This is a genomic window from Mesorhizobium sp. M1409, assembly GCF_040317535.1.
Classification (GTDB): Bacteria; Pseudomonadota; Alphaproteobacteria; order Rhizobiales; family Rhizobiaceae; genus Mesorhizobium.
In genome coordinates this window covers 44,877-66,343 of record NZ_JAMYKV010000042.1, presented here as the reverse complement: position 1 = coordinate 66,343, position 21,467 = coordinate 44,877, and the positions used below count along the sequence as shown (strand labels likewise).

Sequence of the window (21,467 nt, the reverse complement as noted above, 5' to 3'; positions counted from 1 at the left end):
GAGAGAAGACGGACAAACCCCGTTTTACGGGGCATGCACATGCGGCATTTCGATTCACTCAAAACTTTCCCCGGACAGCCCTGCGAAAACAGGGAGACGACCATGAGCTTGCAACTGACAGGAATCCATCATCTGACCGCCATCACCGCCAATGCGCCGGGCAATCTTCACTTCTACACGAAGGTGCTGGGCCTGCGGCTGGTCAAGAAGACGGTGAACCAGGACGACACCTCGGCCTATCACCTCTTCTATGCCGATGGCGAAGCCACACCGGGCACCGATCTCACCTTCTTCGATTGGCCTGTCGGACGCGAGAAGCGCGGCACGCACAGCATCGTGCGGACCAGCCTCAGGGTCCGCAGCCAGGACAGCCTTGCCTGGTGGAAGCAGCACTTGGCGGACGAAGGCATCGCGACAGGAGAGATCGCCGACATCGGCGGCTACCCCAGCCTGGATTTCGAGGATCCCGAAGGCCAGCGCCTTCGGCTCGTCAGCGACGGCGGCAAGGGCGACAGCCATCCCTGGGCGCAAAGCCCGGTGCCGGCCGAGCATCAGATCCGCGGGCTCGGGCCGATCGTCATCAGCGTTCCTGATATCACCAACACCGAGGCGGTGGTGACCAAGGTTATGAACATGCGCGAGGCACGCAAGTATGCGTCGCCGGAGGGCCAGGTTCACGTCTTCGAAATGGGAGAGGGTGGGCCGGCGGCGGAGCTGCATGTCCTGGTGCAGCCAGGGCTGGCGCCGGCGCGGCAAGGTGCGGGTGCGGTTCACCATGTCGCCTTCAGGGCGCCGGACCAGGAGACGCTGCATCGATGGACTGCCCGGCTGGTCGAATTCCGTCTGCCGTCGAGCGGCGAGGTCGAGCGCTATTACTTCCGTTCGCTCTATTTCCGCGAGCCGAACGGCATCCTGTTCGAAATCGCCACCGACGGGCCGGGATTCACCGCCGACGAGCCGCTGGAAACGCTGGGCGAAAGCCTCGCCCTGCCGCCTTTCCTCGAAGCGAAACGCGCCTCGATCGAGGCCGGCCTCAAGCCGCTGAAGTAGATCGCTCCCTGGTCGAAGGTGGGCGCCGCGTTCCGGTTCGGGATCGCGGCGCCCATTCTTCTCAGGCGACGAAGGACGCGCTTTGACAGCCGGCCGCGTTGCTGGTCAAAGGCGGCATGTCGAAACTCCTCGCGCTCGTCATTGTTGGCATCATGGTCATCCAACTGATCAAGCCGCTCGGCTGGCCGGGGCTGAAACGGCGCGGCGACTTCTGGAAGCTGGCGCTGCTGGCAATGGCCGCGATTTCCATAACAGCTGTGCTTGGGCACTGGACCTAGGCCAGCACCGGCCAAGGCGGCCGCGTCAGCCTCTGGCAAGCACCGGGTCGACGAGATGCTCGGCCCAGGCGCGGTAGCCTGCTTCCGAGGCGTGAAAGCCGTCGGAGGCAAAGCCCGCCTCGGGATTTGTGATGGGCAGGCGCGCCGCCGGCACCGCACCGCGCTCCAGGCAGAGGCGTTCGCCCATCCGATTCATTTCGGTGGCGCGGATCTCGAGGATCTTGCCGAGGAGCGGCGGCATCGCCGGCGCTCGCGTGAACTCCAGCACCGGCGACCACACCACCCGTGCCTCCGGCCATTTGGCACGGAGCGCATAGAGCAGGCCGCCGAATTCCTTCTTGAAGCGCGGCACGGAATGAAAATTCTTGGTGTCGTTGGTGCCGATGGCGAGCACGATGTGCGTCCATGGATCGGCCGACAGATTGGACAGGACATGGTCGCGGATCTGGCCTGACGTCGCCGAATTGAAGCCGGCGGCTCGCCAGCGCACGGCGCGGCCGGTGTTTTGCGCAATCAGCACGGCGAGTTGCGCGGCAAGTCCGTTTTCCGAATTGCCGATGCCGACCGAAGCGGCGGAGGAATCGCCCAGCACCAGAAGCGAGATCGCCGGCGCCGTGCCCGATATTTCATGCATGACCGGCCCCTGCGCCGGCAGCATGCGCGTCGTGCGGCGGCGCACGCCGAGGCCTTGCCAGACATATACCGGGTAAGCGAGCCAGGTGAGGAGGGCCGGGAAGCGCATGGCAATACCGTTAACGATCGGGGCAGCCTTAGCGCAAGTTTGTGCCCGGTTGAAAGCCTTCAGTCGCAGCAATTCGGCTTTGCCGCCCGCCGGTCCTGATATTCGTCGTGCAACCGCACCCAGTCCATCAAACCGTGATAGGGGCCGTTTTCGTTGCGGCCCTTCGGCGTCATGTCGAGATAGTCATATGTGCCGATCAGCGCCTCGCCGCCGCGGGCGCGCGACATGAAGGTGAGGAAGATGTCGCCGGTTTCGTTCCTGTAGAAAACGCTGGTGCCGGGAAGCTCCTTCGATGTCCGGGGACGGGTCTCGAAATTGTAGGTGGTGTCGCCGGCGGCGATCTGCCTGTCGGTGAACGAGACCTGCATGTCGAAGTTGAAATCCGAGGCATAGGACGACAGCCAGTCGAACTTCCAGCCCATGCGCCGCTTGTAGGGCAGAAGTTCCGCCAGCGGCGCGCGCGAGATCACGACCAGCGACACGTCGTGATGCCTTAGGTGCTGATTGGCGCCGTCGATATGGTCGGCAAGGAACGAGCAGCCCTCGCAATGATGGTCGCAGCCCGGCCCGAACATGAAGTGGTAGACGATCAGTTGGCTGTTGCCGGCAAACAGGTCGGTCAGTTTCTTCGGCCCTTGCTCGGTCTCGAAGACATAGTCCTTCCTGATCTTCAGCCAGGGCAGTTCACGCCGCTCAGCCGCGATCCGCTCGCGAAGCCGTATCAGTTCCTTCTCGCGCGCCAGATGCGCCTTGTGCGCCCGGAACCAGTCTTCGCGCGAAACGACCTTGTTGCGATGCATGACCCTCTCCGTGTCCGTGCCACCCCCAAGGACGTTCGGGATGGGCGCAAACCGACATCGCCGGTTGTTTGTCTGAGCATGATCTCGGACAAACGGTTTCCGTTTGTCCGAGAAAACCGGATTCCATTTTTCGGGCTCCAGCGCCGTAAAGGAGATAGGGACGGGGAGGCTCCATCCCAAGCCCGGCAAGGCCGCAAATAAAAACCCGGGCGCATCGGCCCGGGTTCGAAGGAATATGGAAGCGCTGTGATCAGGCGGCCCGTTCGAGGCTCGCCTTCCATTTTCCAAGCGCCGCCAGATGGTTCATATGGGCGCGATGGGAGAAGGCGGCCTGGCCGGCGGCGACGTTCGACGCCTTGCCGCTCCAGGCTTTCTGCGGCGCGGCCTGCAGCGCGCGGCCGTAGGAGAAGGTCAGCTTCCATGGGTGCGGGCCGATGGCGTTGATGGCGTTGAGGTTGGCGGTCGCTTCCTCGTCCTCCTGGCCGCCGGAGAGGAAGGCGATGCCCGGCACGGCTGCCGGTACGGTCTCACGAAACAGTTTTATGGTCTTTGCCGCGACTTCTTCAGGGCTGCTCACCTTGCCCGATTTCTTGCCGGCCAGCACCATGTTGGGCTTCAGGATGGTGCCTTCGAGGACCACGCGCGCCGCATGGAGTTCGTCATAGAGCTTGATCAGCGTGGCCTTTGAGATTTCATAGCAGGTGTCGATGTCGTGGGCTCCGTCCATCAGCACTTCCGGCTCGACGATCGGCACGATGCCGGCCTCCTGGCAAAGTGCCGCATAGCGGGCGAGTGCGTGGGCATTCGAGTTGATCGAGTTGGCCGAGGGCACGCCCTTGGCCTGATCGATGTCGATCACCGCGCGCCATTTGGCGAAGCGGGCGCCGAGCTTATAATAGTCGGCAAGGCGCTCGCGCAGGCCGTCGAGGCCCTCGGTGATGGTGTCGCCGGGAAAGCCGGCCAGAGGCTTGGCGCCGGCGTCGACCTTGATGCCGGGTATGGCGCCGGCCGCCTTGATGATGTCGACCAGCGGCGTGCCGTCGGCGGCCTTCTGGCGGATCGTCTCGTCGTAGAGGATGACGCCGGAAATGTAGCGGGTCATCGCGTCCCTGGCGCGAAACATCATCTCGCGGTAGTCGCGGCGGCTGTCGGCGGTCGATTCGACGCCGATGACGTCGAAGCGCTTCTTGATGGTTCCGGAACTTTCATCGGCGGCCAGCAGGCCCTTGCCATCGGCGACGATCGCGGCGGCAATGTCTTCGAGACGTTCGCTCATTCTGCTTCTCCTGAAGGGGTTCGTTCCGCGCTTAAGGGAAGTCTACCGCCAAAGGAAGGGCATCGGAAAGCTCGAATCGATTGAAAGTCCCGGACGATCCCGCCCGTTCTCCATGTGTTGATCGGCTTGTTTGTTTGCCGCGTTCCGCGACGCCAAGCGTGTCTAGCGTTTGAGCACATCGACGCCGGGCAGCGGTTTGCCTTCCATCCATTCCAGGAAGGCGCCGCCGGCGGTCGAGACATAGGTGAAGTCGTCGGCGACACCGGCATGGTTGAGCGCCGCCACCGTATCGCCGCCGCCGGCGACCGAGACCAGCTTGCCGGCTCTGGTGCGTTGAGCAGCGTGCCTGGCCGCCGCCACCGTCGCATGGTCGAAGGGCGCGATCTCGAAGGCGCCGAGCGGGCCGTTCCACACCAGCGTCGCGGCGCGGTCGATCCATTCGCCGATGGTCGTCACGGTTCTGGCGCCGACATCAAGGATCATGCCGTCCGCCGGCACATCCGAGATGGCGACGGTCTCGCAGGCCGCGCCCGCCTTGAATTCCTTGGCAACGACGCCGTCGACCGGCAGGATGATGGCGCAGCCGGCCTCGGCCGCCTCGATCATGATCTGCTTGGCGGTCGTGGCGAGATCATGCTCACACAGCGATTTGCCGACATCGGTGCCGCGCGCGGCAAGGAAGGTGTTGGCCATGCCGCCACCGATGACCAGCGCGTCGACCTTTTTCACCAGGTTCATCAGCAGGTCGATCTTGGTCGAAACCTTGGCGCCACCGACGATGGCAACGACCGGACGGACCGGTTTTCCCAGACCCTTCTCCAGCGCTTCGAGTTCGGCCTGCATGGTGCGGCCGGCAAAGGCCGGCAACAGATGCGCCAGCCCCTCGGTCGACGAATGGGCGCGGTGCGCTGCGGAAAAGGCATCGTTGACGAAGATGTCGCCATTGGCGGCGAGCCGTTCGGTGAAGGCCGGATCGTTCTTTTCCTCGGCCTTGTAGAAGCGGGTGTTTTCAAGCAGCAGCACATCGCCCTTGTTCATGGCGGCGACGGCGCTTGCCGCCGTGTCGCCGACGCAGTCACTGGCGAAGCCAACGGGGCGGCCGAGCACGTCGGCCGTCGCCTTGGCGATCGGCTCCAGCGAGAATTCGGGCGAGGGGCCATCCTTGGGCCGGCCGAAATGGGCAAGCAGGATGACCTTGGCGCCTTTGCCGGACAGTTCGGCGATTGTCGGTGCAATGCGTTCGATTCGGGTGGCGTCGGTGACCTTGCCCTCAGTGACGGGCACGTTGAGATCGACGCGCACCAGCACGCGCTTACCGCTGATGCTGCCGATGTCGTCGAGTGTCTTGAAGGCGGCCATTCGGGTTCCTTTCGCGAAAAATCGGGGGACCATACCCCGCGCCAACGACGATGCAAGGCTTAGGCCGGGTTCGAAACGAATTTTTGAAGGCGGCACGATTTTGTGCCGTGGCCGGATGAAGGGCAGCGCCGACAATCGAAGCTGTCAGTTTCCGGGCGCCGCCTTTTCGGGCGCGGGTTCCGGGGTCGGCGTCTCGTCCACCCGCGCCTCGTCCGCCCGCGTCTCGGTAGGCTTGCGCCAGTTGCGGATGAAGGCGGAGAGACGGTCGCCGATTTCGCCGGCGCTGAGGAAAACCGGCACCCGCGCCACCGGCGCGGTCGGCTCGAAGGAAAGGCCGAGGCCTGTGATCTTGCCCTTGTCGTCGACGTCGCGAACGATCAGTTCGATCGGGCCGAGGAGCACTCGGTCGGCATATTCGGCATGGCCGCCGAGCCGCGCCGTGACCAGCGCGCCGACGGTCAGTTGCTGCTCCGCGTCGGTGAGGCCGGGCCCATAGGCCACTTCCAGTTCGGCGGCGGAGCGTGCCGGATCGACGGCGAAAGCGCCGAAGAAATCGGCGTCCTCGGGATCGACCACCGCGCGACTGGCGAACAGCTTGTCGAGCAGGCGCGGATAGCGATCCGGCACGAAGATGTAGACCTGGTCGCCGGCGGCGAGCCGGCCCATGTCCTGGAAGCGCATCGAGCGGCCGTCGCGCAGCACCAGCGAGGGCCGTGCCCAGCGCGGGATGCGCTCGCCGCGCGCCACCGGGCTGCCGTGTGCGACGCGATAGGCGAGAAGCTCGTGATGGGCCGAGCCCGGCAATTCCAGCTCGACCTTGTCCAGCGGTCCAAGGCGCGCCGGCACGATCAGGCCGAGGCGGCGGGCCAGCGGCCCGACCGTCCAGCCCTGGATGACCAGCGACACCAGCACGATGATGAAAGCGGTGTTGAAGATGACACGGCCGTTTTCCAGGCCGCCGAGCAGCGGGGTGATGGCGAGCAGGATCGACACCGCGCCGCGCAGGCCGACCCAGGAAACGAAGGCGACCTCGGGACGCGGCAGGCGGAATGGGACCAGGCACAGCCAGACCGCGATCGGCCGCGCGACGAACATCAGGAACAGGCCGAGCAGCACCGCCGGCACCATGATCGCCGGAAACTGCGACGGCGTCGCGAACAGGCCAAGGATGAGGAACATGATGATCTGCGCCAACCATGACATACCGTCCTGGAAGCGCTTGAGGATGGTGACGGCGCGGATGTCGAAGTTGCCGGCGATGAGGCCGGCGATATAGACCGCCAGGAAGCCCGAGCCGCCAATGGCGCCGGCGGCGGCAAACACCATCAGCGACAAGGTCAATACGAAGATCGGCAGCAGGCCGTGGTCGAGATTGAGCCGGTCGACGAGGCGTACGATGGCGAGGCCGCCGAGCACGCCGACGATGGCGCCGAGACCCATGTTGAGGAGGAAGCCGAGGAACAGGCTGGTGACCAGGACATTTGTCTCTGGGTTGGCGTGGGCGGCGATGACCTCGACCAAGGTGATGGTCAGGAAGATGGCGATCGGGTCGTTGGTGCCGGATTCCACCTCCAGCGTAGAGCGCACGCGTTCGCGCAGATTGATCTCGCCCGCGCGCAGCAGGAAGAACACGGCCGCGGCATCGGTGGAGGCGACAGCGGCGCCGAGCAGGAAGGATTCCAGCCAGGTCAGGTGGAGCAGATAGTGGGCGGCGGCGCCGAACAGGCCGGTGGTGACAAGTACGCCGAAGGTCGCCAGCGACAGGGCCGGGCCTGCCGCCTGCCGCAAGGCGTTGAGTGGCGTGCCGAAGCCGGAATCGAACAGGATGACGGCGAGCGCCAGTGAGCCGGCAAAATAGGCGATGCGGGCATTGTCGAAATGGATGCCGAGACCGTCGGTGCCGGTGGCCAAGCCAATGCAAAGAAACAGGAGCAGAAGAGGGGCGCCGAAGCGGAAGGCGATCAGGCTCGAAAAGGCGGCGGCGACGACAAGCGCTGTACCGACCAGCGTGACGAGATAGATCGCATGCTCCATCCGTGATTTGCCCCTCGAATTCCTCTTTCTCTCGCTTTACGGCAGAGTGGGGCGAAGACATGACCAGTGCAAGGCGGCGGGGTGGTTTTTTACTCTATGCCGCTGATTTTTGGATGTTTTGGCGCTTAGGACACCAATTGTGAAGGCGCAAGGCACGCTCATGAAAAACGCCCGGACGAAGCCGGGCGTTTCAAGTATCGAGAAGACGGGTCCGCGATCAGGCGATGGTCTTGCCGAAGGCGACTGCTGTATCGCCCATGCGGTTGGAGAACCCCCATTCATTGTCGTACCAGGACAGCACCGAAACGAAGTTGCCGTCCATCACCTTGGTCTGGTCGAGCGCCACGATCGAGGACCGCGGATCGTGGTTGAAGTCGATCGAGACGTTCGGGTGATGGGTGACGCCGAGGATGCCCTTGAGCTTGCCGTTGGAGGCGGCGATCACCGCGTCGTTGATCTCCTGCACCGTGGTCGCACGCTTGGCGATGAACTTGAAATCGACGACCGAGACGTTCGGGGTCGGCACGCGGATCGAGATGCCGTCGAGCTTGCCCTTGAGGTCCGGGAGCACCAGGCCGATCGCCTTGGCGGCACCCGTCGAGGTCGGGATCTGCGACAGCGCGGCGGCGCGGCCGCGGTAGAGATCCTTGTGCATGGTGTCCAGCGTCGGCTGATCGCCGGTGTAGGAATGGATGGTCGTCATCATGCCTTTTTCGATGCCGACCGTCTCGTGCAGTACGGCGGCCAGCGGCGCCAGGCAGTTGGTGGTGCACGACGCATTCGAGATGATGATGTGGTCCTTGGTCAGCTGGTCGTGGTTGATGCCGTAGACCACGGTGAGGTCGGCGCCGTCAGCGGGCGCCGAGACCAGCACGCGCTTGGCGCCGGCGGTCAGGTGCGCGGCGGCCTTGTCGCGGGCGGTGAAGATGCCGGTGCATTCGAGCGCGATGTCGATGCCGAGTTCCTTCCACGGCAGCTGCGTCGGATCCTTAATCGCGGTGACCTTGAACGTCTCCTTGCCGACGGTGATCTGGTCGCCGGATACCGAGACTTCATGCGGGAAACGGCCGTGCACGCTGTCATAGCGCAGGAGGTGCGCGTTGGTCTCGACCGGGCCGAGGTCGTTGACGGCGACGACGTCGATGTCCTTGCGGCCGGATTCATGGATGGCGCGCAGGATGTTACGGCCGATGCGGCCGAATCCGTTGATGGCAACTCTGACGGTCATTATTCTCTCCCTGGGAGCTGGACGGCAGACAATGGGTCCGCGGTTTCATAGCGGCGGAAGCGGAAAGAATCCAGCCGCGGCGACGTGGATTTAAATCGATTAGGTTGGGCCAGCCCGGCGAAACCGCGTTGCGCGATTTCGCCGGCTTTGAACCTAATTGGCATGCAGGCGGGCTTCCGCCGCCTTGGCCGCAGCTTCGGCGGTGATGCCAAAATGCGGATAAAGCTGTTCGATGGTGCCCGAAGCGCCGAAGCCGGTCATGCCGATGAAGATGCCGTCGGAGCCGATCAGATGATCCCAGCCCTGGCGGATGCCGGCTTCGATCGCCATCTTGATCGGTGCGTTGCCGATCGTCTTCTTGCGATAGTCGGCGCTCTGCTGGTCGAACAGTTCGAAGCAAGGCACCGAGACGACGCGGGTGGGATGGCCATGCTTTTCCAGCAGGTCGCGGGCGCCGAGCGCGATCTCGACCTCGGAGCCGGTGGCGAAGATCGTCACCGCCGCCTCGCCGCTGGCCGCGGCCAGTTCATAGGCGCCCTGGCTGCTGAGATTCTCAGCGACAAATTCGTTGCGCACCGTCGGCAGGTTCTGGCGGGTCAGCGCCAGCGTCGACGGCGTCTTTTCCGATGCAAGGGCGATCTGCCAGCACTCGGCGGTTTCCACCGCGTCGGCCGGGCGGAAGACATTGTGGTTGGGGATGGCGCGCAATGCGGCCAGATGCTCGACCGGCTGGTGGGTCGGGCCGTCTTCGCCCAGACCGATGGAATCATGGGTCATGACGAAGATCGAGCGGATGCCCATCAGCGATGCCAGCCGCATCGACGGACGGGCATAGTCGGAGAAGCACAGGAAGGTGCCGCCATAGGCGATGAGGCCGCCATGCAGCGTCAGGCCGTTGATCGCGGCCGCCATGCCGTGCTCACGGACGCCGTAGTGGACATAGCGCTGGCCATAATCGTCCGACGTGATGTTCTTGGTCTGGCTGGTCTTGGTGTTGTTGGAGCCGGTCAGGTCGGCGGAACCGCCGATGGTCTCGGGCACGGCGCCGTTGATGACTTCCAGCGCCATCTCGGACGATTTGCGGGTGGCGACCTTCGGCTTGTCGGCGGCGAGCTTCTTCTTGTAGTCGGCAATGACGGCGTCGAAATTGGATGGCAGCTTGCCATCGATTCGGCGTTCGAACTCGGCCTTCAGCTTTGCGTCGGCCTTGGCCAGGCGGCCTTCCCAGTCGGTCCGCGCCTTGACGCCGGCCCTGCCGGCGGTGCGCCAGGCGTCGAGGATGTCGGCCGGGATATCGAAAGGCGGCGAATCCCAGTTGAAGAACTTCCGCGCGCCGGCGATCTCTTCGGCGCCGAGCGGCGAACCGTGCGCCTTGTTGGTGCCGGCCTTGGTTGGCGCACCGAAGCCGATGGTCGTCTTGCAGGCGATCATCGTCGGCTTGTCGGAATGACGGGCGGCTTCGATGGCATAGGCGATGGCTTCCGGATCGGTGCCGTCGATATGGCTGGCATTCCAGCCGGAGGCTTGGAAGCGGGCGACCTGATCGGTGTTGTCGGACAGCGACACCGGACCGTCGATCGAGATGTTGTTGTTGTCCCAGAAGACGATCAGCTTGTTGAGCTTGAGGTGGCCGGCAAGCGCGATGGCTTCCTGGGACACACCTTCCATCAGGCAGCCGTCGCCGGCCAGCACATAGGTGTAGTGATCGACGAGGTCGTTGCCGAAGGCGGCGTTCATGATGCGCTCGCCGAGCGCGAAGCCGACCGAATTGGCGAGGCCCTGGCCGAGCGGGCCGGTCGTCGTCTCGATGCCGGCGGCATGGCCGTATTCGGGGTGTCCGGCGGTCTTCGATCCCAACTGGCGGAAGTGCTTGATCTGGTCGATGGTCATGTCTTCGTAGCCGGTCAGATGCAGCAGTGAATAGAGCAGCATCGAGCCATGGCCGGCCGACAGGATGAAACGGTCGCGGTCGGCCCAGTGCGGGGCCTTGGGATCATATTTCAGGAAGCGCGTGAACAGTACCGTGGCGATGTCGGCGCAGCCCATGGGCAGGCCGGGATGGCCGGAATTCGCCTTCTCGACGGCATCCATGGAGAGAAAGCGGATCGCATTGGCCATCCGGTCATGTTGTTCACGCGACGTCATGGTTCCTCCAGAAGTGGGGGTTTGGGGGCTTGGGAGAGCCCTTGAAAAGGGTGCGCGACACATAGCAGGCGCGCGCTTTTAGTCAACAAATCGGGTGCACATTTGCCGGCCTTGTGATGCCGGCGGCGGGTCTACATTAGCGTTAGCAGGGGACAGTCGCGAGAGCTTTGTTGACGTTGCCTTCACCCGGTGCCTAATGTTTCCTGGATAACGCGTTCTGAACGCGAACGATTCGGTGATGGGCAGGGCACAGGACGAAGGCCATGACCGGGGAAGCCACACTCAAGGAAGTCATCGCCAGGCTGGGCAAGGCCATCGAGGGGCTGGAAAACGCCGTCGCGGCCAAGCTCGAGCATGAACGCGATTACTCGGAAGCCGAGGCCGAGGTGCAGCGGATGAATGCCGACCGTTCCCGGCTGGCGCAGGAACTCGACAATTCCGAAGCGCGCGCCGAACGGCTGGAAGACGCCAACAAGGAAGTCTCGCGACGGCTGGTGACCGCCATGGAAACCATCCGCGCTGTGTTGGACAGGTAGGGGGCTGGACAGGTAGGCTCATGGCTCAAGTCACGGTTTCCATCGACGGCAAACAGTATCGGATGGCCTGCGACGAAGGCCAGGAAGATCATCTGATCGACCTTGCCGAACGTTTCGACCGCTATGTCTCGCATCTGAAGGACTCCTTTGGCGAGATCGGCGACCAGCGGCTGACGGTGATGGCCGGCATCATGGTGATGGACGAACTCTCGGAGCTGCAGAAGCGCGTCAAGGGCATGGAGAGCGAAGTGCTGACCTTGCGCAAGACGCGCGACGATGCGCTGACCAAGGCCGACAAGAACGACAGCGTGCTGACCAACGCGCTTGGCGCGCTGGCACAGCGGATGGAAGACCTGACGGCGACCTTGGCGGTCAACAAGGCCTGAGGCAAAGCGCAGCTTTCGAGTTCAACCCCAGGCTCTCATCCGCTGGCGGTGCCGCCGGCAGCATGAAAATTCTCGCTCTGCCGCCGACAAGAGTTTGATATTATCTCGCGGCCGCGATTTTTGCGCTAAGATGCGGGGATTGCCGGAGCGTGGACATGTGATGGCGGCATGATCTGCCGCCTCTTGCTTCTAGCGGAATCTGTTTACAGGGGAGATATGCCATGAGCCTTCGTATCAACGATATCGCGCCGGACTTCAGCGCCGAGACCACGCAAGGGACGATCAAGTTCCATGAATGGATTGGTGACGGCTGGGCGATCCTGTTCTCTCACCCGAAGAACTTCACGCCGGTCTGCACGACCGAGCTTGGCACGATGGCCGGGCTCGAGGGCGAGTTCAAGAAGCGCAACGTCAAGATCATCGGTATTTCGGTCGATCCGGTCGAAAGCCATGGCAAATGGCAGGACGACATCAAGACGGCGACCGGCCAAACGGTGCAGTATCCGCTGATCGGCGACAAGGATCTCAAGGTCGCCAAGCTCTACGACATGCTGCCGGGCGGAGCCGGCGAGACGTCGGAGGGCCGCACGCCCGCCGACAACGCCACGGTACGCTCGGTCTACGTCATCGGACCGGACAAGAAGATCAAGCTGGTGCTGACCTACCCGATGACCACGGGCCGCAACTTCGACGAGATCCTGCGCGCGGTCGATTCCATGCAGCTGACCGCTAAACACCAGGTGGCGACGCCGGCGAACTGGAAGCAGGGAGAGGATGTCATCATCACCGCCGCCGTTTCCAACGAGGATGCGATCAAGCGTTTCGGCGCTTACGAGACAATCCTGCCCTATCTCAGGAAGACCAAGCAGCCGTCGGCCTAGGTTTTCTCGACCGGGTCGTTTTCGATTTTTGTCCTGTTTCTGGCAAGGCGTGCTTGACGAGCTCGCCTTGCTAGATGACCATGCTCTTAGTTCATTCCGGCAGAGAAAATCATTCCTGCCAGAGCGATAGGCAGGGGGCCGGAAATTGGACGCAGCTTTGGCCAAGCCGCTGGTCAGCGGCTTTTACGACAAGCCGACCGGAGCCATACAGTATGTCGTCGCCGACCCGGCGACGAAGCGCTGCGCCATCATCGATCCGATCCTCGATTTCGACGAGAGATCCGGCGCGACGGCAACGAAAAGCGCCGATGCCTTGCTGGACTTCATCCGGGCAAACGGACTGGAACTCGAGTGGATCCTCGATACCCATCCGCATGCCGATCATTTCTCGGCGGCGCATTATCTTCATGAGAAGACCGGCGCGCCGACGGCGATCGGCGACAGGGTCATCGAGGTCCAGAAACTGTGGAAGGCGATCTACAACTGGCCGGATTTTCCCGCCGACGGCTCGCAGTGGGACAGGCTGTTTGGCGAAGGCGATACCTTTCGGATCGGCAGCCTTCCGGTCAAGGTGCTGTTCTCGCCCGGCCATACACTGGCTTCGATCACCTACGTCGTTGGTGATGCAGCCTTCATCCACGATACGCTGTTCATACCCGACAGCGGCACGGCAAGGGCAGACTTTCCCGGTGGCAGCGCGGCGCGGCTGTGGCGCTCGATCCAGGGCATCCTGGCATTACCGGACGACACGCGGGTATTCGTTGGCCATGACTACCAGGAGGGTGGCCGCGAGCCGCGTTGGGAGAGCACTGTTGCTGAGCAAAGGGCGAAGAATGTCCACCTGGTTGCGGCGCACACCGAGGCCGAGTTCGTCGCCTTGCGCGAAGCGCGCGACAAGACATTGCCGATGCCGCGGCTGATCCTGCATGCGCTGCAGGTGAATATGAATGGCGGGCGGCTGCCGGAACCGGAAGCCAATGGAAGGCGCTATCTGAAGTTTCCGCTGGATGGGTTTTGAGGAGTATTTCTGTGGCGGGCGCGGCCGGTGAAACTGCCGATCTCCCCACCTGCGGGGGAGATGCCCGGCAGGGCAGAGGGGGTGCTGCCCCTCCGACCTGTCAGTTAATTGTGGCTATGCCTTCAGTCTTTCGGTTGGGTGACTAACGCCGAAAAGTAGCGATCCTTCACACCCCCCTCTGTCCTGCCGGACATCTCCCCCGCAAGGGGGGAGATTGGCTGTCGCCCTGGTTTTCGCCAATCGCCCGCGCAACCGTAGACACAAAAAGGCGGCGCCAGTTTCCTGGCGCCGCCTTTTTGTTTCATTACCGATCCCGGCTACGCCGCCGGCTGCGCCTCGATCGTGCGCAGCGCCTGCGTCTGGCGCTTGGCGGCGGCCTTGACGGCATCCTGCACCTTCTCGAAGGCGCGCACCTCGATCTGGCGCACGCGCTCGCGGCTGATGTCGAACTCGGACGACAGCTCTTCCAGCGTCAGCGGCTCCTCGGCGAGGCGACGGGCCTCGAAGATGCGCCGCTCGCGCTCGTTGAGCACGGCAAGGGCGCCCGACAGCATGCCGCGCCGGTTTTCCAGCTCGTCCTGCTCGATCAGCATCTCTTCCTGGCTTTCGTGGTCGTCGACCAGCCAGTCCTGCCATTCGCCGGACTCACCTTCGCTCGCCCGGATCGGGGCGTTGAGCGAGGCGTCGCCCGACAGGCGGCGGTTCATCGACACCACTTCGGCTTCGGAAACGTTCAGCCTGGTGGCGATCTCGGCGATCTGGTCGGGCTTCAAGTCGCCGTCGTCGAGCGCCTGGATCTTGCCCTTCACCTTGCGCAGGTTGAAGAACAGGCGCTTCTGATTGGCGGTCGTGCCCATCTTGACCAGGCTCCACGAGCGCAGGATGTACTCCTGGATCGAGGCCTTGATCCACCACATGGCATAGGTCGCGAGGCGAAAGCCGCGCTCGGGTTCGAATTTCTTGACGGCCTGCATCAGGCCGACATTGCCTTCCGAGATCACTTCGCCGATCGGCAGGCCGTAGCCGCGATAGCCCATGGCGATCTTGGCGACGAGCCTGAGGTGGCTGGTGACCAGCTTGTGCGCAGCGGTAGTGTCTTCATGCTCGGCGTAACGCTTGGCGAGCATGTACTCTTCCTGCGGCTGCAGCATGGGAAAGCGGCGGATTTCTTCCAGGTAGCGGCTGAGGCCGCCTTCGCCGGAAACGATACTGGGCAATGACTGGGCCATGATAGCGCCCCCTCTCTATTGGAGTGATGCCCCCGAAACGCGGCGGGCATGTGACGCGAGCACCAAACGGCTCGCTCGCGACGTCAGTTGTTATACAGGAACAAACCCAGAAAAGACAGGCATTTGTTCAACACGAAACAGTGTGTCACGTTGAAGTGAACAATGCTGCTCAAGTTTTCTGGACAGGTTCAGAGCTTGCGAAAGCCGCTTACGAGTTTCTCCATATCCCTCGGTATAGGTGCTTCGAACCTCATCGTTAGATGGGTACTCGGATGGCGAAATGAAAGGAGCCAGGCGTGCAAAGCTTGTCGGGGAAAAGCCTTGACCTGGCTTTTCAGCGGTTCGGGCAGCCGGTTGGCCTTGGTGCGGAAGGCCTGGCCATAGTCTGGGTCGCCGATCACGGGATGGCCGATATGCGCCATGTGGACGCGGATCTGGTGGGTTCGGCCGGTCTCCAGCCGGCACTCGACTAGGCTGGCGGTCGCGAATTCCTGCTGTGTCTCGCCGAAGCGCTCCTGCACGGCAAAGTGGGTAACGGCATGGCGGGCGTCGTCGCGTCCCTCCGGCACCACGGCACGGCGCACGCGATCGGCGGCGCGGCCGAGCGGCGCATCGACCTTTCCGGTCGGCCTCTGCGGTATGCCCCAGACCAGCGCCAGATAGGCTCGTTCGAGATCGCCGGTCAGGCCGTGATCGGCGAAGGCTTCGGACAGCGACTTGTGGGCGCGGTCGGTCTTGGCGACCACCATGACGCCGCTGGTCTCCTTGTCGAGGCGGTGCACGATGCCCGGCCGGCGCACGCCGCCGATGCCGGAAAGGCTGTCACCGCAGTGATGGATCAGCGCATTGACCAGCGTGCCGGTCCAATTGCCGGCGCCGGGATGCACGACAAGCCCCGCCGGCTTGTTGATGACGATCAGCTCGTCGTCCTCATAGAGGACATCAAGCGCGATGTTCTCGCCTTGCGGCTCGGCCGGCTCCGGCTCCGGCATGGCGACCGACACGCTTTCGCCTGGCGCCATCTTGCGCTTGGTCTCGTCGACCGGTTTGCCGTCGACGCTCACCGCGCCCTGCCTGATCAGCATCTGCACGCGGCTGCGCGACATGTCCGGGCCGAGGCTTGCCGCCAGCCACTGGTCGAGGCGCTGACCGGCCGCATCCGCGCCTGCTACCAGCACGGTCGGCGCGGCCTCTATCAATTCAGGGGCCTCTTCGCTATGAGCGCTCATTGAAAAACCGTTCCGGAATGTTTGCCATGGCCCGGCCCGCTGCCGACGAAGACGAAGAAAAGCCGCTCGACCCCGAGATCGACAAGGTGCGTGGCAAGCTCGTCCGCTTCATGGCCATCAATCTCGGCCTGCTTTTGCTGGCTCTTATGGTGGTGATCGCGGCGGTTGTCTACAAATCCCGCAAAGCATCTCCTGAGAACCCGCCGCTGGCTGGCGATATCCAGACCCCCGCCGGCGAACCGATCAACGGCGATATCGTGCTGCCGGTCGGTGCCAAGGTGGTCAGCCAATCGCTGTCCGGCAATCGCGTCTCCATCGATGCCGAGCTTGCCGACGGCAGCCGCACGATCTTCGTCTACGACATCGCCGAGCGCCGCCTGCTCGGCCGTTTTGCGATCCGCAACAAATGAGCGGGCAGTAACGATGCGCAAGCCTCAGGCATGACCGGGTTCGCCGAACACCGCCGCGTCGCGACCGTCGCCCTGGTCGTCGCCAGCTATGACGAGGCGATCGACTGGTATGTCGATCGGCTGGGCTTTCTGCTCATCGAGGACGTCGATCTCGGCGGCGGCAAGCGCTGGGTCACGGTGGCGCCAGCCAACGGGCAAGGCGCCAGGCTGCTGCTGGCCGAGGCTTCCGACGAGGCACAGAGCAAAAGCATCGGCAACCAGACCGGCGGCCGGGTCTTCCTGTTCCTCGAAACCGACGATTTTGCCCGCGACCACGCAGCGATGCTGGAGAAGGGCGTCGAATTCCGCGAAGCGCCGCGCTTCGAGCCCTACGGTACGGTCGCCGTTTTCGCCGACCTGCACGGCAATCTCTGGGACCTGATCGAGCCAAAACGATAGGCTGACGGCCGCCTTTTCCTCGAAGCGGTAAAGCGGCCGAACCCCAGTTGCTTTTTCCCAGCCGTCAGCCTATATCGCCGGTTCTTGAACGCGCCCATCGTCTAGCGGTCAGGACACCGCCCTCTCACGGCGGGAACAGGGGTTCGATTCCCCTTGGGCGTACCAAGGAATTTCAACAAATTCGCAGAATGCCATCGCGCCATCCCGGGCGCCCACCTTGTGGCCGCAACCTTGAAGACCGCGATGGCACCCGCGGCCCCAGCCTTCATTTCATTTCTCTGGCAAATATTAACTGACTCGCAACCGAGAACCTTAACCGCCCCGCAACTCGCGGCCGTATATTAGTATTACCTTTATTAGCCAAGGAGATTGAAATGCGGAAAATAATCTACCGTTTCGCTCGGGACGAGTCTGGCGCGACCGCGATCGAGTATGGCCTAATCGCGGCTCTTATCGCGCTGGCGATCATCACCGGCGCCGGCGCGGTCGGCAATTCGCTCAACGGCATGTTCACGAATATAGGCACTACGGTCAACAGCAGCGGGTCGTAAGTCGGTATTCGGTTCGGCCCACCGGCCGGATTGGTCGACTTCGGCCTCCAAAAGCGTAGCGTGTACCTGCCAATATCCGGCACGGCACGCTACTTGCCGTACTGGCGACGCCGCCTATAGCCGAGCACTGCGCGCTCCTGTTTCATCTTAGCCACGGCCATCTGCATCGCCTCCCCGAAGTCCCTTTGCGAGGCGTGCCGCGTATCTTCCTCACCGCGCAAGTGCCTGACACAGCCAACCGATCTCGGCTTTACCCCTTTGCGTCGCCGCTTTCGTCGCTTCTGGCGCGGCGGGGCCGATTGCATTAGCATCCCTTCATGGATTCCTAGGCTCAAGCGGCGCGCAGAGCGCGGGGTGCCGGGCAGATCCGGGCGGACAGTTGATGCCATGGGGAGAAGGCCGATGCAGAAACTGCAATCGCAGGGCGTCCATCACATCACGCTGGTCGGCGCCGGGCGCCAGACCTCGATCGATTTCTGGGAAGGCGTGCTCGGCATGCCGTTCATCTTCGAGCAGCCGAACCTCGACAAGGCGAGCGAAAGCCATCTCTATTTCGATCCGGGCGACGGCCGGCTGATCACCATCTTCACCGACGAGAGCCGCACGCCGGAGAAACGGCGCACGCCGACCGAACCGGGTTGCGTCCACCACATCGCTTTTTCGGTGTCGCGCGTCACCTTCCTGCAGGCGGTCGCACGGCTCGACGAGCGCGGCATCAAACACAGCGGCGTCAAGGATCGCGGCTTCATGGATTCGATCTATTTCGAGGATCCGCTCGGCCTGCTGATCGAACTGGCGTCCTACCGTTTCGAGCCGCCGGCGGGCTTCACACATGCGGACGTGCTGATGGAAGCGCACACGCTGCGTGTCGCGCGCGGCGACTACAACATCGCGGAAGTGCACCTCGCCGATGCGATCCAGGCGCTCGTCGAGCGTTCCCGCGCAACCTTGTCGGACGACCGGGCACCGAAGAACCCATACTGAACAGACCAGAGGGAGGAACACATGGCCAAGACAGCGACGAAGAGTGCGAAGAAATCCGCGGCCAAAGCAGCCGCCAAGCCCGCCACGAAGGCGACGGCAAAAGCCGCGCCTAGGGCCAGGGCGAAGCCGGCGAAGAGGCCTGGCGTGAAGCTCAGCATGCTGAAGCCCAGCGTCAACAACATGACGGTTCGGGTGTTCGCGCGCGCGGCCGGGCTGGATGCCGCCGAGACCGATGCCTGGGGCCACACCCGCTCGCCGGAATTCATGGCGCGCAACCCCGCCCATTTGACGCCGATGATCGAGGACAAGGGCCTTCCCAGAGGCGTGTTGTGGGAAAGCTGCGCCATCATGCAATACCTCTCCAACAAGCACGGGCTGGAGAAATTCTATCCGAAGGCGCCGGCCAAGCGGGCGATGATCGACAGCGCCATGTTCTACCTGGTCGGTACGCTCTACCCTTATGTGGCGCGCGCCACCTATCCCTTCCTCGGTTTTCCGCAGTATGCCGGCGAGGTCGGTCACAGCGACGCCCATCCAGACAAGAAGTCCGAAGCCCAGAAGGCCGCGATGGCCGCGATCGCCGAGCCGCTGGAGGTCTTCCACAGCTTCTTCAGGGACGGCAAGCCGTTCATCGGCGGCAAGAACCCGTCCATCGCCGACATCCGCCTGGCGGCGACGCTCGAATTCCTGGCCGTCATCGACTATGTCCTGCCCAAATGGGCGAAGGACTATGTGGCAGCGGTCGAGAAGAAGCTCGGCAAGGCGTATAGCGAGCCGGCCGGCGACGTGCGCGGCTACATCGCCTATGTGAAGTCGCAGGCCAAGGCCTGAGCTTAAGGACTCGTTAACCAAAGCCCTGTCTACTGCCGGTAATTCGCTTTCGGCCCGCGACCACGGATGTACTGGCGCAGAACGTCGTAGCGATAGGAAAGGTCGGCGCCATGCCGGCCTTTTTGCTTTTCGCGCGCCATCTCCTTGTTTGACGCAATTCCGGGACGGAAAACCGTTTCACACTTTTCCTGGCATTGTGCTATCCGGACATGATCGAGCAGCGATTGGGCCACGCAAGCCGCGTCCGGTGTCGCTTTTTCGGCGTCATCTTTGCCGGGAGATATTGTCATTGCCGGCGTCGGCCCTACCATCCATTTCGGCAGTCCGGCATGGATTGTCGGTCAGGCGTGAGATGAGGGCTGGCGATGAAAAGCGTTGCGAGGCGGGTCGCGGTTGCGGGCGTGATGCTGGCGAGCGCCGTTTATCCTTCGAATGCGGCTGAACTCAACACCATGAACGATGTCGGGGCCGCCATCCAGGCATGCTGGACGCCACCGGCGGACGCCGGAACCGCCAGCGTGACCTTGAGCTTCAGCTTCAGGCGGGACGGCACGCTGATCGGTCCACCGAGGCCGACGGCCATCAAGGTGGATGGCGATTCCAACGCAAAAAAATCGTTTGTCGAGGCAGCAACAACGGCCTTGCGGAAATGTCTGCCGCTGACCTTTTCGCCGAAGCTGGCGCAAGGCATCGCTGGCAACGTGTTCACGTTGCAGTTCGCCTCTCCGAAGTAAGCCCGTAAGCTGTGCAAGTCACTGTACCGCAGCCGTGCGCACGGCTCGCCGGCTCAGTGGTGGCCGCGCCTTGCCTCGGCATGCCGGGCAAGGTCGGGCGTCTCGAAGACATAGTCGTTCCAGGCCGATTCCGGCACCTGGCCGGCCAGATAGCATTCCAACAACAGGCTTTGCTCGGGGTTGAGAGGCCTTGGCGCGCGCTCGTGATCCAGTCCCAGTGAGTGAAACAGGTTTCTTGTCAGGTCCGAGACCGTGAAGTGGATCGACATCTTCCTTGGCCACTGAACGCCGAAGACGGGGCAAAGGTTTCAAAGGCGCCCGGCGGCAACGGCGGATATCACGGGTTCGTCGCGCCGCAGGCCATCGACGATCATTGCCACCCTACACGTGGGGCGACGCCAGCCTTGAAACCGATCAGATGGCCGCGCTCGACATGCGCAAGCCGGTACACCGAAGTGCCGGCGGCCGCGATGAATTTCAAGGCATGCAACTGTCAAAATCTATTGCAGCGAACGCCCTTGCGATCCGGAACAGAGAGGCGTTCACGGCGTTGTGATCGACATCAGCCAGGAGAAATGCCATGGCTACGTTCAGGGAAATGCGGGTGCTGGAGATCGTCGAAGACGACTCCCTGACCACCGAACAGAAAATCGCTGAACTGCGCGAGATCGAATCCGAGGCGCGCGGGCTGCAGCGGGCGGCCTCGGAGAGCCCGATGGACGACGATGACGGCTGGCAGGACGATTTGCGTCAGGTTCGTCTCGCACTCGACAAGCTCGGCGCGAAACAGCCGAAAAAGGGCGCAGCCTCGCTGTGAGGGCAGTTCACCGAAGCTATTTGCCGATCGCTTCTCGTTTGACCGCCATCTAGTCGCAGACCATGCGAGCCCTCTTGCCGGGTTCGCTGACGTTCCTGCATACCAGCGGCTTCGCCGGGGCGGATAGAGAGGCTGACGCGGGCAGCCTCGTCTGGTGCCGTCTCGGCGCGGCATGCGTCATCACTTTGCTGTCGGAAAATCGCCTCGGCGGTTGTGGCGCCACCGGAAAGGCACTGTTCTCGACCTCGGAAGGCCCGTAGTCGACATTAGGGGGTGGCCGGTCCCAGAACCGCCGGACATCGAGCGGCCTCGGGATGACGACGGTGCCGTCATAACTGCGCGAGCAGCCGCTGCCCAAAAGCAGCGCCAGCCCCATGAAAAAAGGCACGATCCGTCCAGACATCAGCATTACCCCTGCCAGCGCTTATATAGCGGCTTCGGTCCCGCCGACAACCGGGCGGAACAACGCAGCTCGTGCCGGTCAATTTGTCCGCCGAGTCCGTTATGGTTA

The 21,467-nt window shown here is 63.2% G+C and carries 26 protein-coding genes and 1 tRNA gene; 15 read left to right on the top strand and 12 right to left on the bottom strand.

Annotated elements, in window-relative coordinates; all coding sequences use genetic code 11:
- The first annotated feature begins 102 nt into the window (after window positions 1–102).
- Complete coding sequence (locus tag NKG99_RS26525) at window positions 103–1,050, top strand: ring-cleaving dioxygenase (RefSeq protein WP_352871937.1); 948 nt, start codon at window positions 103–105, stop codon at window positions 1,048–1,050.
- A gap of 98 nt (window positions 1,051–1,148) precedes the next feature.
- Window positions 1,149–1,328, top strand: coding sequence for a hypothetical protein (locus NKG99_RS26520; RefSeq protein ID WP_352871938.1), 180 nt, complete (start codon window positions 1,149–1,151; stop codon window positions 1,326–1,328).
- A 25-nt stretch (window positions 1,329–1,353) separates the two neighbouring features.
- Here NKG99_RS26520 and NKG99_RS26515 read toward each other — a convergent pair whose 3' ends face one another.
- The 7 genes from NKG99_RS26515 to tkt all read right to left on the bottom strand — a co-directional run bounded on the left by NKG99_RS26515 (window position 1,354) and on the right by tkt (window position 10,912).
- Complete coding sequence (locus tag NKG99_RS26515) at window positions 1,354–2,070, bottom strand: SGNH/GDSL hydrolase family protein (protein WP_352871936.1); 717 nt, start codon at window positions 2,068–2,070, stop codon at window positions 1,354–1,356.
- A gap of 59 nt (window positions 2,071–2,129) precedes the next feature.
- Window positions 2,130–2,870: a DUF899 domain-containing protein gene (locus NKG99_RS26510; protein ID WP_352871934.1), complete on the bottom strand. Its 741-nt coding sequence runs from the start codon at window positions 2,868–2,870 to the stop codon at window positions 2,130–2,132.
- Between the two features lie 250 nt (window positions 2,871–3,120).
- Window positions 3,121–4,146 carry a class I fructose-bisphosphate aldolase gene (locus NKG99_RS26505; protein ID WP_352871933.1) on the bottom strand — a complete coding sequence of 342 codons (1,026 nt, stop codon included), beginning with the start codon at window positions 4,144–4,146 and terminating at the stop codon, window positions 3,121–3,123.
- Window positions 4,147–4,308: 162 nt separating this feature from the next.
- Window positions 4,309–5,505 (bottom strand): phosphoglycerate kinase, encoded by a 1,197-nt coding sequence (locus NKG99_RS26500; protein ID WP_352871932.1) that lies wholly within the window; start codon window positions 5,503–5,505, stop codon window positions 4,309–4,311.
- A 144-nt stretch (window positions 5,506–5,649) separates the two neighbouring features.
- On the bottom strand, window positions 5,650–7,539 hold the full coding sequence (locus tag NKG99_RS26495) for a potassium/proton antiporter (RefSeq protein ID WP_352871931.1): 1,890 nt from the start codon (window positions 7,537–7,539) through the stop codon (window positions 5,650–5,652).
- A gap of 217 nt (window positions 7,540–7,756) precedes the next feature.
- Entirely contained in the window at window positions 7,757–8,767 is a 1,011-nt protein-coding gene (gene gap, locus NKG99_RS26490) for a type I glyceraldehyde-3-phosphate dehydrogenase (RefSeq protein ID WP_352871930.1), read from the bottom strand.
- Between the two features lie 153 nt (window positions 8,768–8,920).
- Window positions 8,921–10,912 (bottom strand): transketolase, encoded by a 1,992-nt coding sequence (tkt, locus tag NKG99_RS26485; protein ID WP_352871928.1) that lies wholly within the window; start codon window positions 10,910–10,912, stop codon window positions 8,921–8,923.
- Between the two features lie 263 nt (window positions 10,913–11,175).
- Here tkt and NKG99_RS26480 point away from each other — a divergent pair, with 263 nt between their 5' ends.
- From NKG99_RS26480 to NKG99_RS26465, 4 genes are all read left to right on the top strand, one after another.
- A complete protein-coding gene (locus NKG99_RS26480; RefSeq protein ID WP_013529251.1) occupies window positions 11,176–11,448 on the top strand; it encodes a DUF4164 domain-containing protein in 273 nt (90 codons plus the stop codon).
- A 20-nt stretch (window positions 11,449–11,468) separates the two neighbouring features.
- Window positions 11,469–11,834, top strand: coding sequence for a cell division protein ZapA (locus NKG99_RS26475; RefSeq protein ID WP_352871927.1), 366 nt, complete (start codon window positions 11,469–11,471; stop codon window positions 11,832–11,834).
- Window positions 11,835–12,055: 221 nt separating this feature from the next.
- Entirely contained in the window at window positions 12,056–12,715 is a 660-nt protein-coding gene (locus NKG99_RS26470) for a peroxiredoxin (RefSeq protein ID WP_352871926.1), read from the top strand.
- Window positions 12,716–12,860: 145 nt separating this feature from the next.
- Window positions 12,861–13,733: an MBL fold metallo-hydrolase gene (locus tag NKG99_RS26465; RefSeq protein WP_352871924.1), complete on the top strand. Its 873-nt coding sequence runs from the start codon at window positions 12,861–12,863 to the stop codon at window positions 13,731–13,733.
- Window positions 13,734–14,050: 317 nt separating this feature from the next.
- On the opposite strand, the gene rpoH is transcribed toward NKG99_RS26465, so the two are convergent.
- Together rpoH and NKG99_RS26455 are read right to left on the bottom strand one after the other, a co-directional pair.
- Window positions 14,051–14,962 (bottom strand): RNA polymerase sigma factor RpoH, encoded by a 912-nt coding sequence (gene rpoH / locus NKG99_RS26460; RefSeq protein ID WP_023757412.1) that lies wholly within the window; start codon window positions 14,960–14,962, stop codon window positions 14,051–14,053.
- 188 nt (window positions 14,963–15,150) lie between these two features.
- Window positions 15,151–16,191, bottom strand: coding sequence for an RluA family pseudouridine synthase (locus NKG99_RS26455; RefSeq protein ID WP_352871922.1), 1,041 nt, complete (start codon window positions 16,189–16,191; stop codon window positions 15,151–15,153).
- A 26-nt stretch (window positions 16,192–16,217) separates the two neighbouring features.
- Here NKG99_RS26455 and NKG99_RS26450 point away from each other — a divergent pair, with 26 nt between their 5' ends.
- From NKG99_RS26450 to NKG99_RS26425, 6 genes are all read left to right on the top strand, one after another.
- The gene (locus NKG99_RS26450) at window positions 16,218–16,601 is read left to right on the top strand and encodes a fimbrial protein (RefSeq protein ID WP_352871921.1); all 384 of its coding nucleotides are present in this window, start codon (window positions 16,218–16,220) and stop codon (window positions 16,599–16,601) included.
- Between the two features lie 30 nt (window positions 16,602–16,631).
- Window positions 16,632–17,039 (top strand): VOC family protein, encoded by a 408-nt coding sequence (locus NKG99_RS26445; protein WP_352871920.1) that lies wholly within the window; start codon window positions 16,632–16,634, stop codon window positions 17,037–17,039.
- Between the two features lie 90 nt (window positions 17,040–17,129).
- A tRNA-Glu gene (locus NKG99_RS26440) sits at window positions 17,130–17,204 on the top strand.
- A gap of 209 nt (window positions 17,205–17,413) precedes the next feature.
- Complete coding sequence (locus tag NKG99_RS26435; protein WP_352871918.1) at window positions 17,414–17,590, top strand: Flp family type IVb pilin; 177 nt, start codon at window positions 17,414–17,416, stop codon at window positions 17,588–17,590.
- 402 nt (window positions 17,591–17,992) lie between these two features.
- Window positions 17,993–18,574, top strand: a complete 582-nt coding sequence (locus tag NKG99_RS26430) for a VOC family protein (RefSeq protein ID WP_352871915.1) — start codon at window positions 17,993–17,995, stop codon at window positions 18,572–18,574.
- A 21-nt stretch (window positions 18,575–18,595) separates the two neighbouring features.
- Window positions 18,596–19,405: a glutathione S-transferase family protein gene (locus NKG99_RS26425; RefSeq protein ID WP_352871913.1), complete on the top strand. Its 810-nt coding sequence runs from the start codon at window positions 18,596–18,598 to the stop codon at window positions 19,403–19,405.
- Window positions 19,406–19,434: 29 nt separating this feature from the next.
- Here the strand turns inward: NKG99_RS26425 and NKG99_RS26420 are convergent, their stop codons facing one another.
- The gene (locus NKG99_RS26420) at window positions 19,435–19,716 is read right to left on the bottom strand and encodes a hypothetical protein (RefSeq protein WP_352871912.1); all 282 of its coding nucleotides are present in this window, start codon (window positions 19,714–19,716) and stop codon (window positions 19,435–19,437) included.
- A gap of 54 nt (window positions 19,717–19,770) precedes the next feature.
- Between NKG99_RS26420 and tolA the strand changes: the two genes are divergently transcribed.
- Window positions 19,771–20,139 (top strand): cell envelope integrity protein TolA, encoded by a 369-nt coding sequence (gene tolA / locus NKG99_RS26415; RefSeq protein WP_352871910.1) that lies wholly within the window; start codon window positions 19,771–19,773, stop codon window positions 20,137–20,139.
- A 53-nt stretch (window positions 20,140–20,192) separates the two neighbouring features.
- Here tolA and NKG99_RS26410 read toward each other — a convergent pair whose 3' ends face one another.
- A complete protein-coding gene (locus NKG99_RS26410; RefSeq protein WP_352871908.1) occupies window positions 20,193–20,408 on the bottom strand; it encodes a hypothetical protein in 216 nt (71 codons plus the stop codon).
- 149 nt (window positions 20,409–20,557) lie between these two features.
- Here NKG99_RS26410 and NKG99_RS26405 point away from each other — a divergent pair, with 149 nt between their 5' ends.
- Both NKG99_RS26405 and NKG99_RS26400 read left to right on the top strand, forming a co-directional pair.
- Window positions 20,558–20,695: a hypothetical protein gene (locus NKG99_RS26405; protein ID WP_352871907.1), complete on the top strand. Its 138-nt coding sequence runs from the start codon at window positions 20,558–20,560 to the stop codon at window positions 20,693–20,695.
- Window positions 20,696–20,719: 24 nt separating this feature from the next.
- The gene (locus NKG99_RS26400; RefSeq protein ID WP_352871906.1) at window positions 20,720–20,956 is read left to right on the top strand and encodes a hypothetical protein; all 237 of its coding nucleotides are present in this window, start codon (window positions 20,720–20,722) and stop codon (window positions 20,954–20,956) included.
- 49 nt (window positions 20,957–21,005) lie between these two features.
- Here NKG99_RS26400 and NKG99_RS26395 read toward each other — a convergent pair whose 3' ends face one another.
- Window positions 21,006–21,359, bottom strand: coding sequence for a hypothetical protein (locus tag NKG99_RS26395; protein WP_352871905.1), 354 nt, complete (start codon window positions 21,357–21,359; stop codon window positions 21,006–21,008).
- Between the last annotated feature and the right edge of the window lie 108 nt (window positions 21,360–21,467).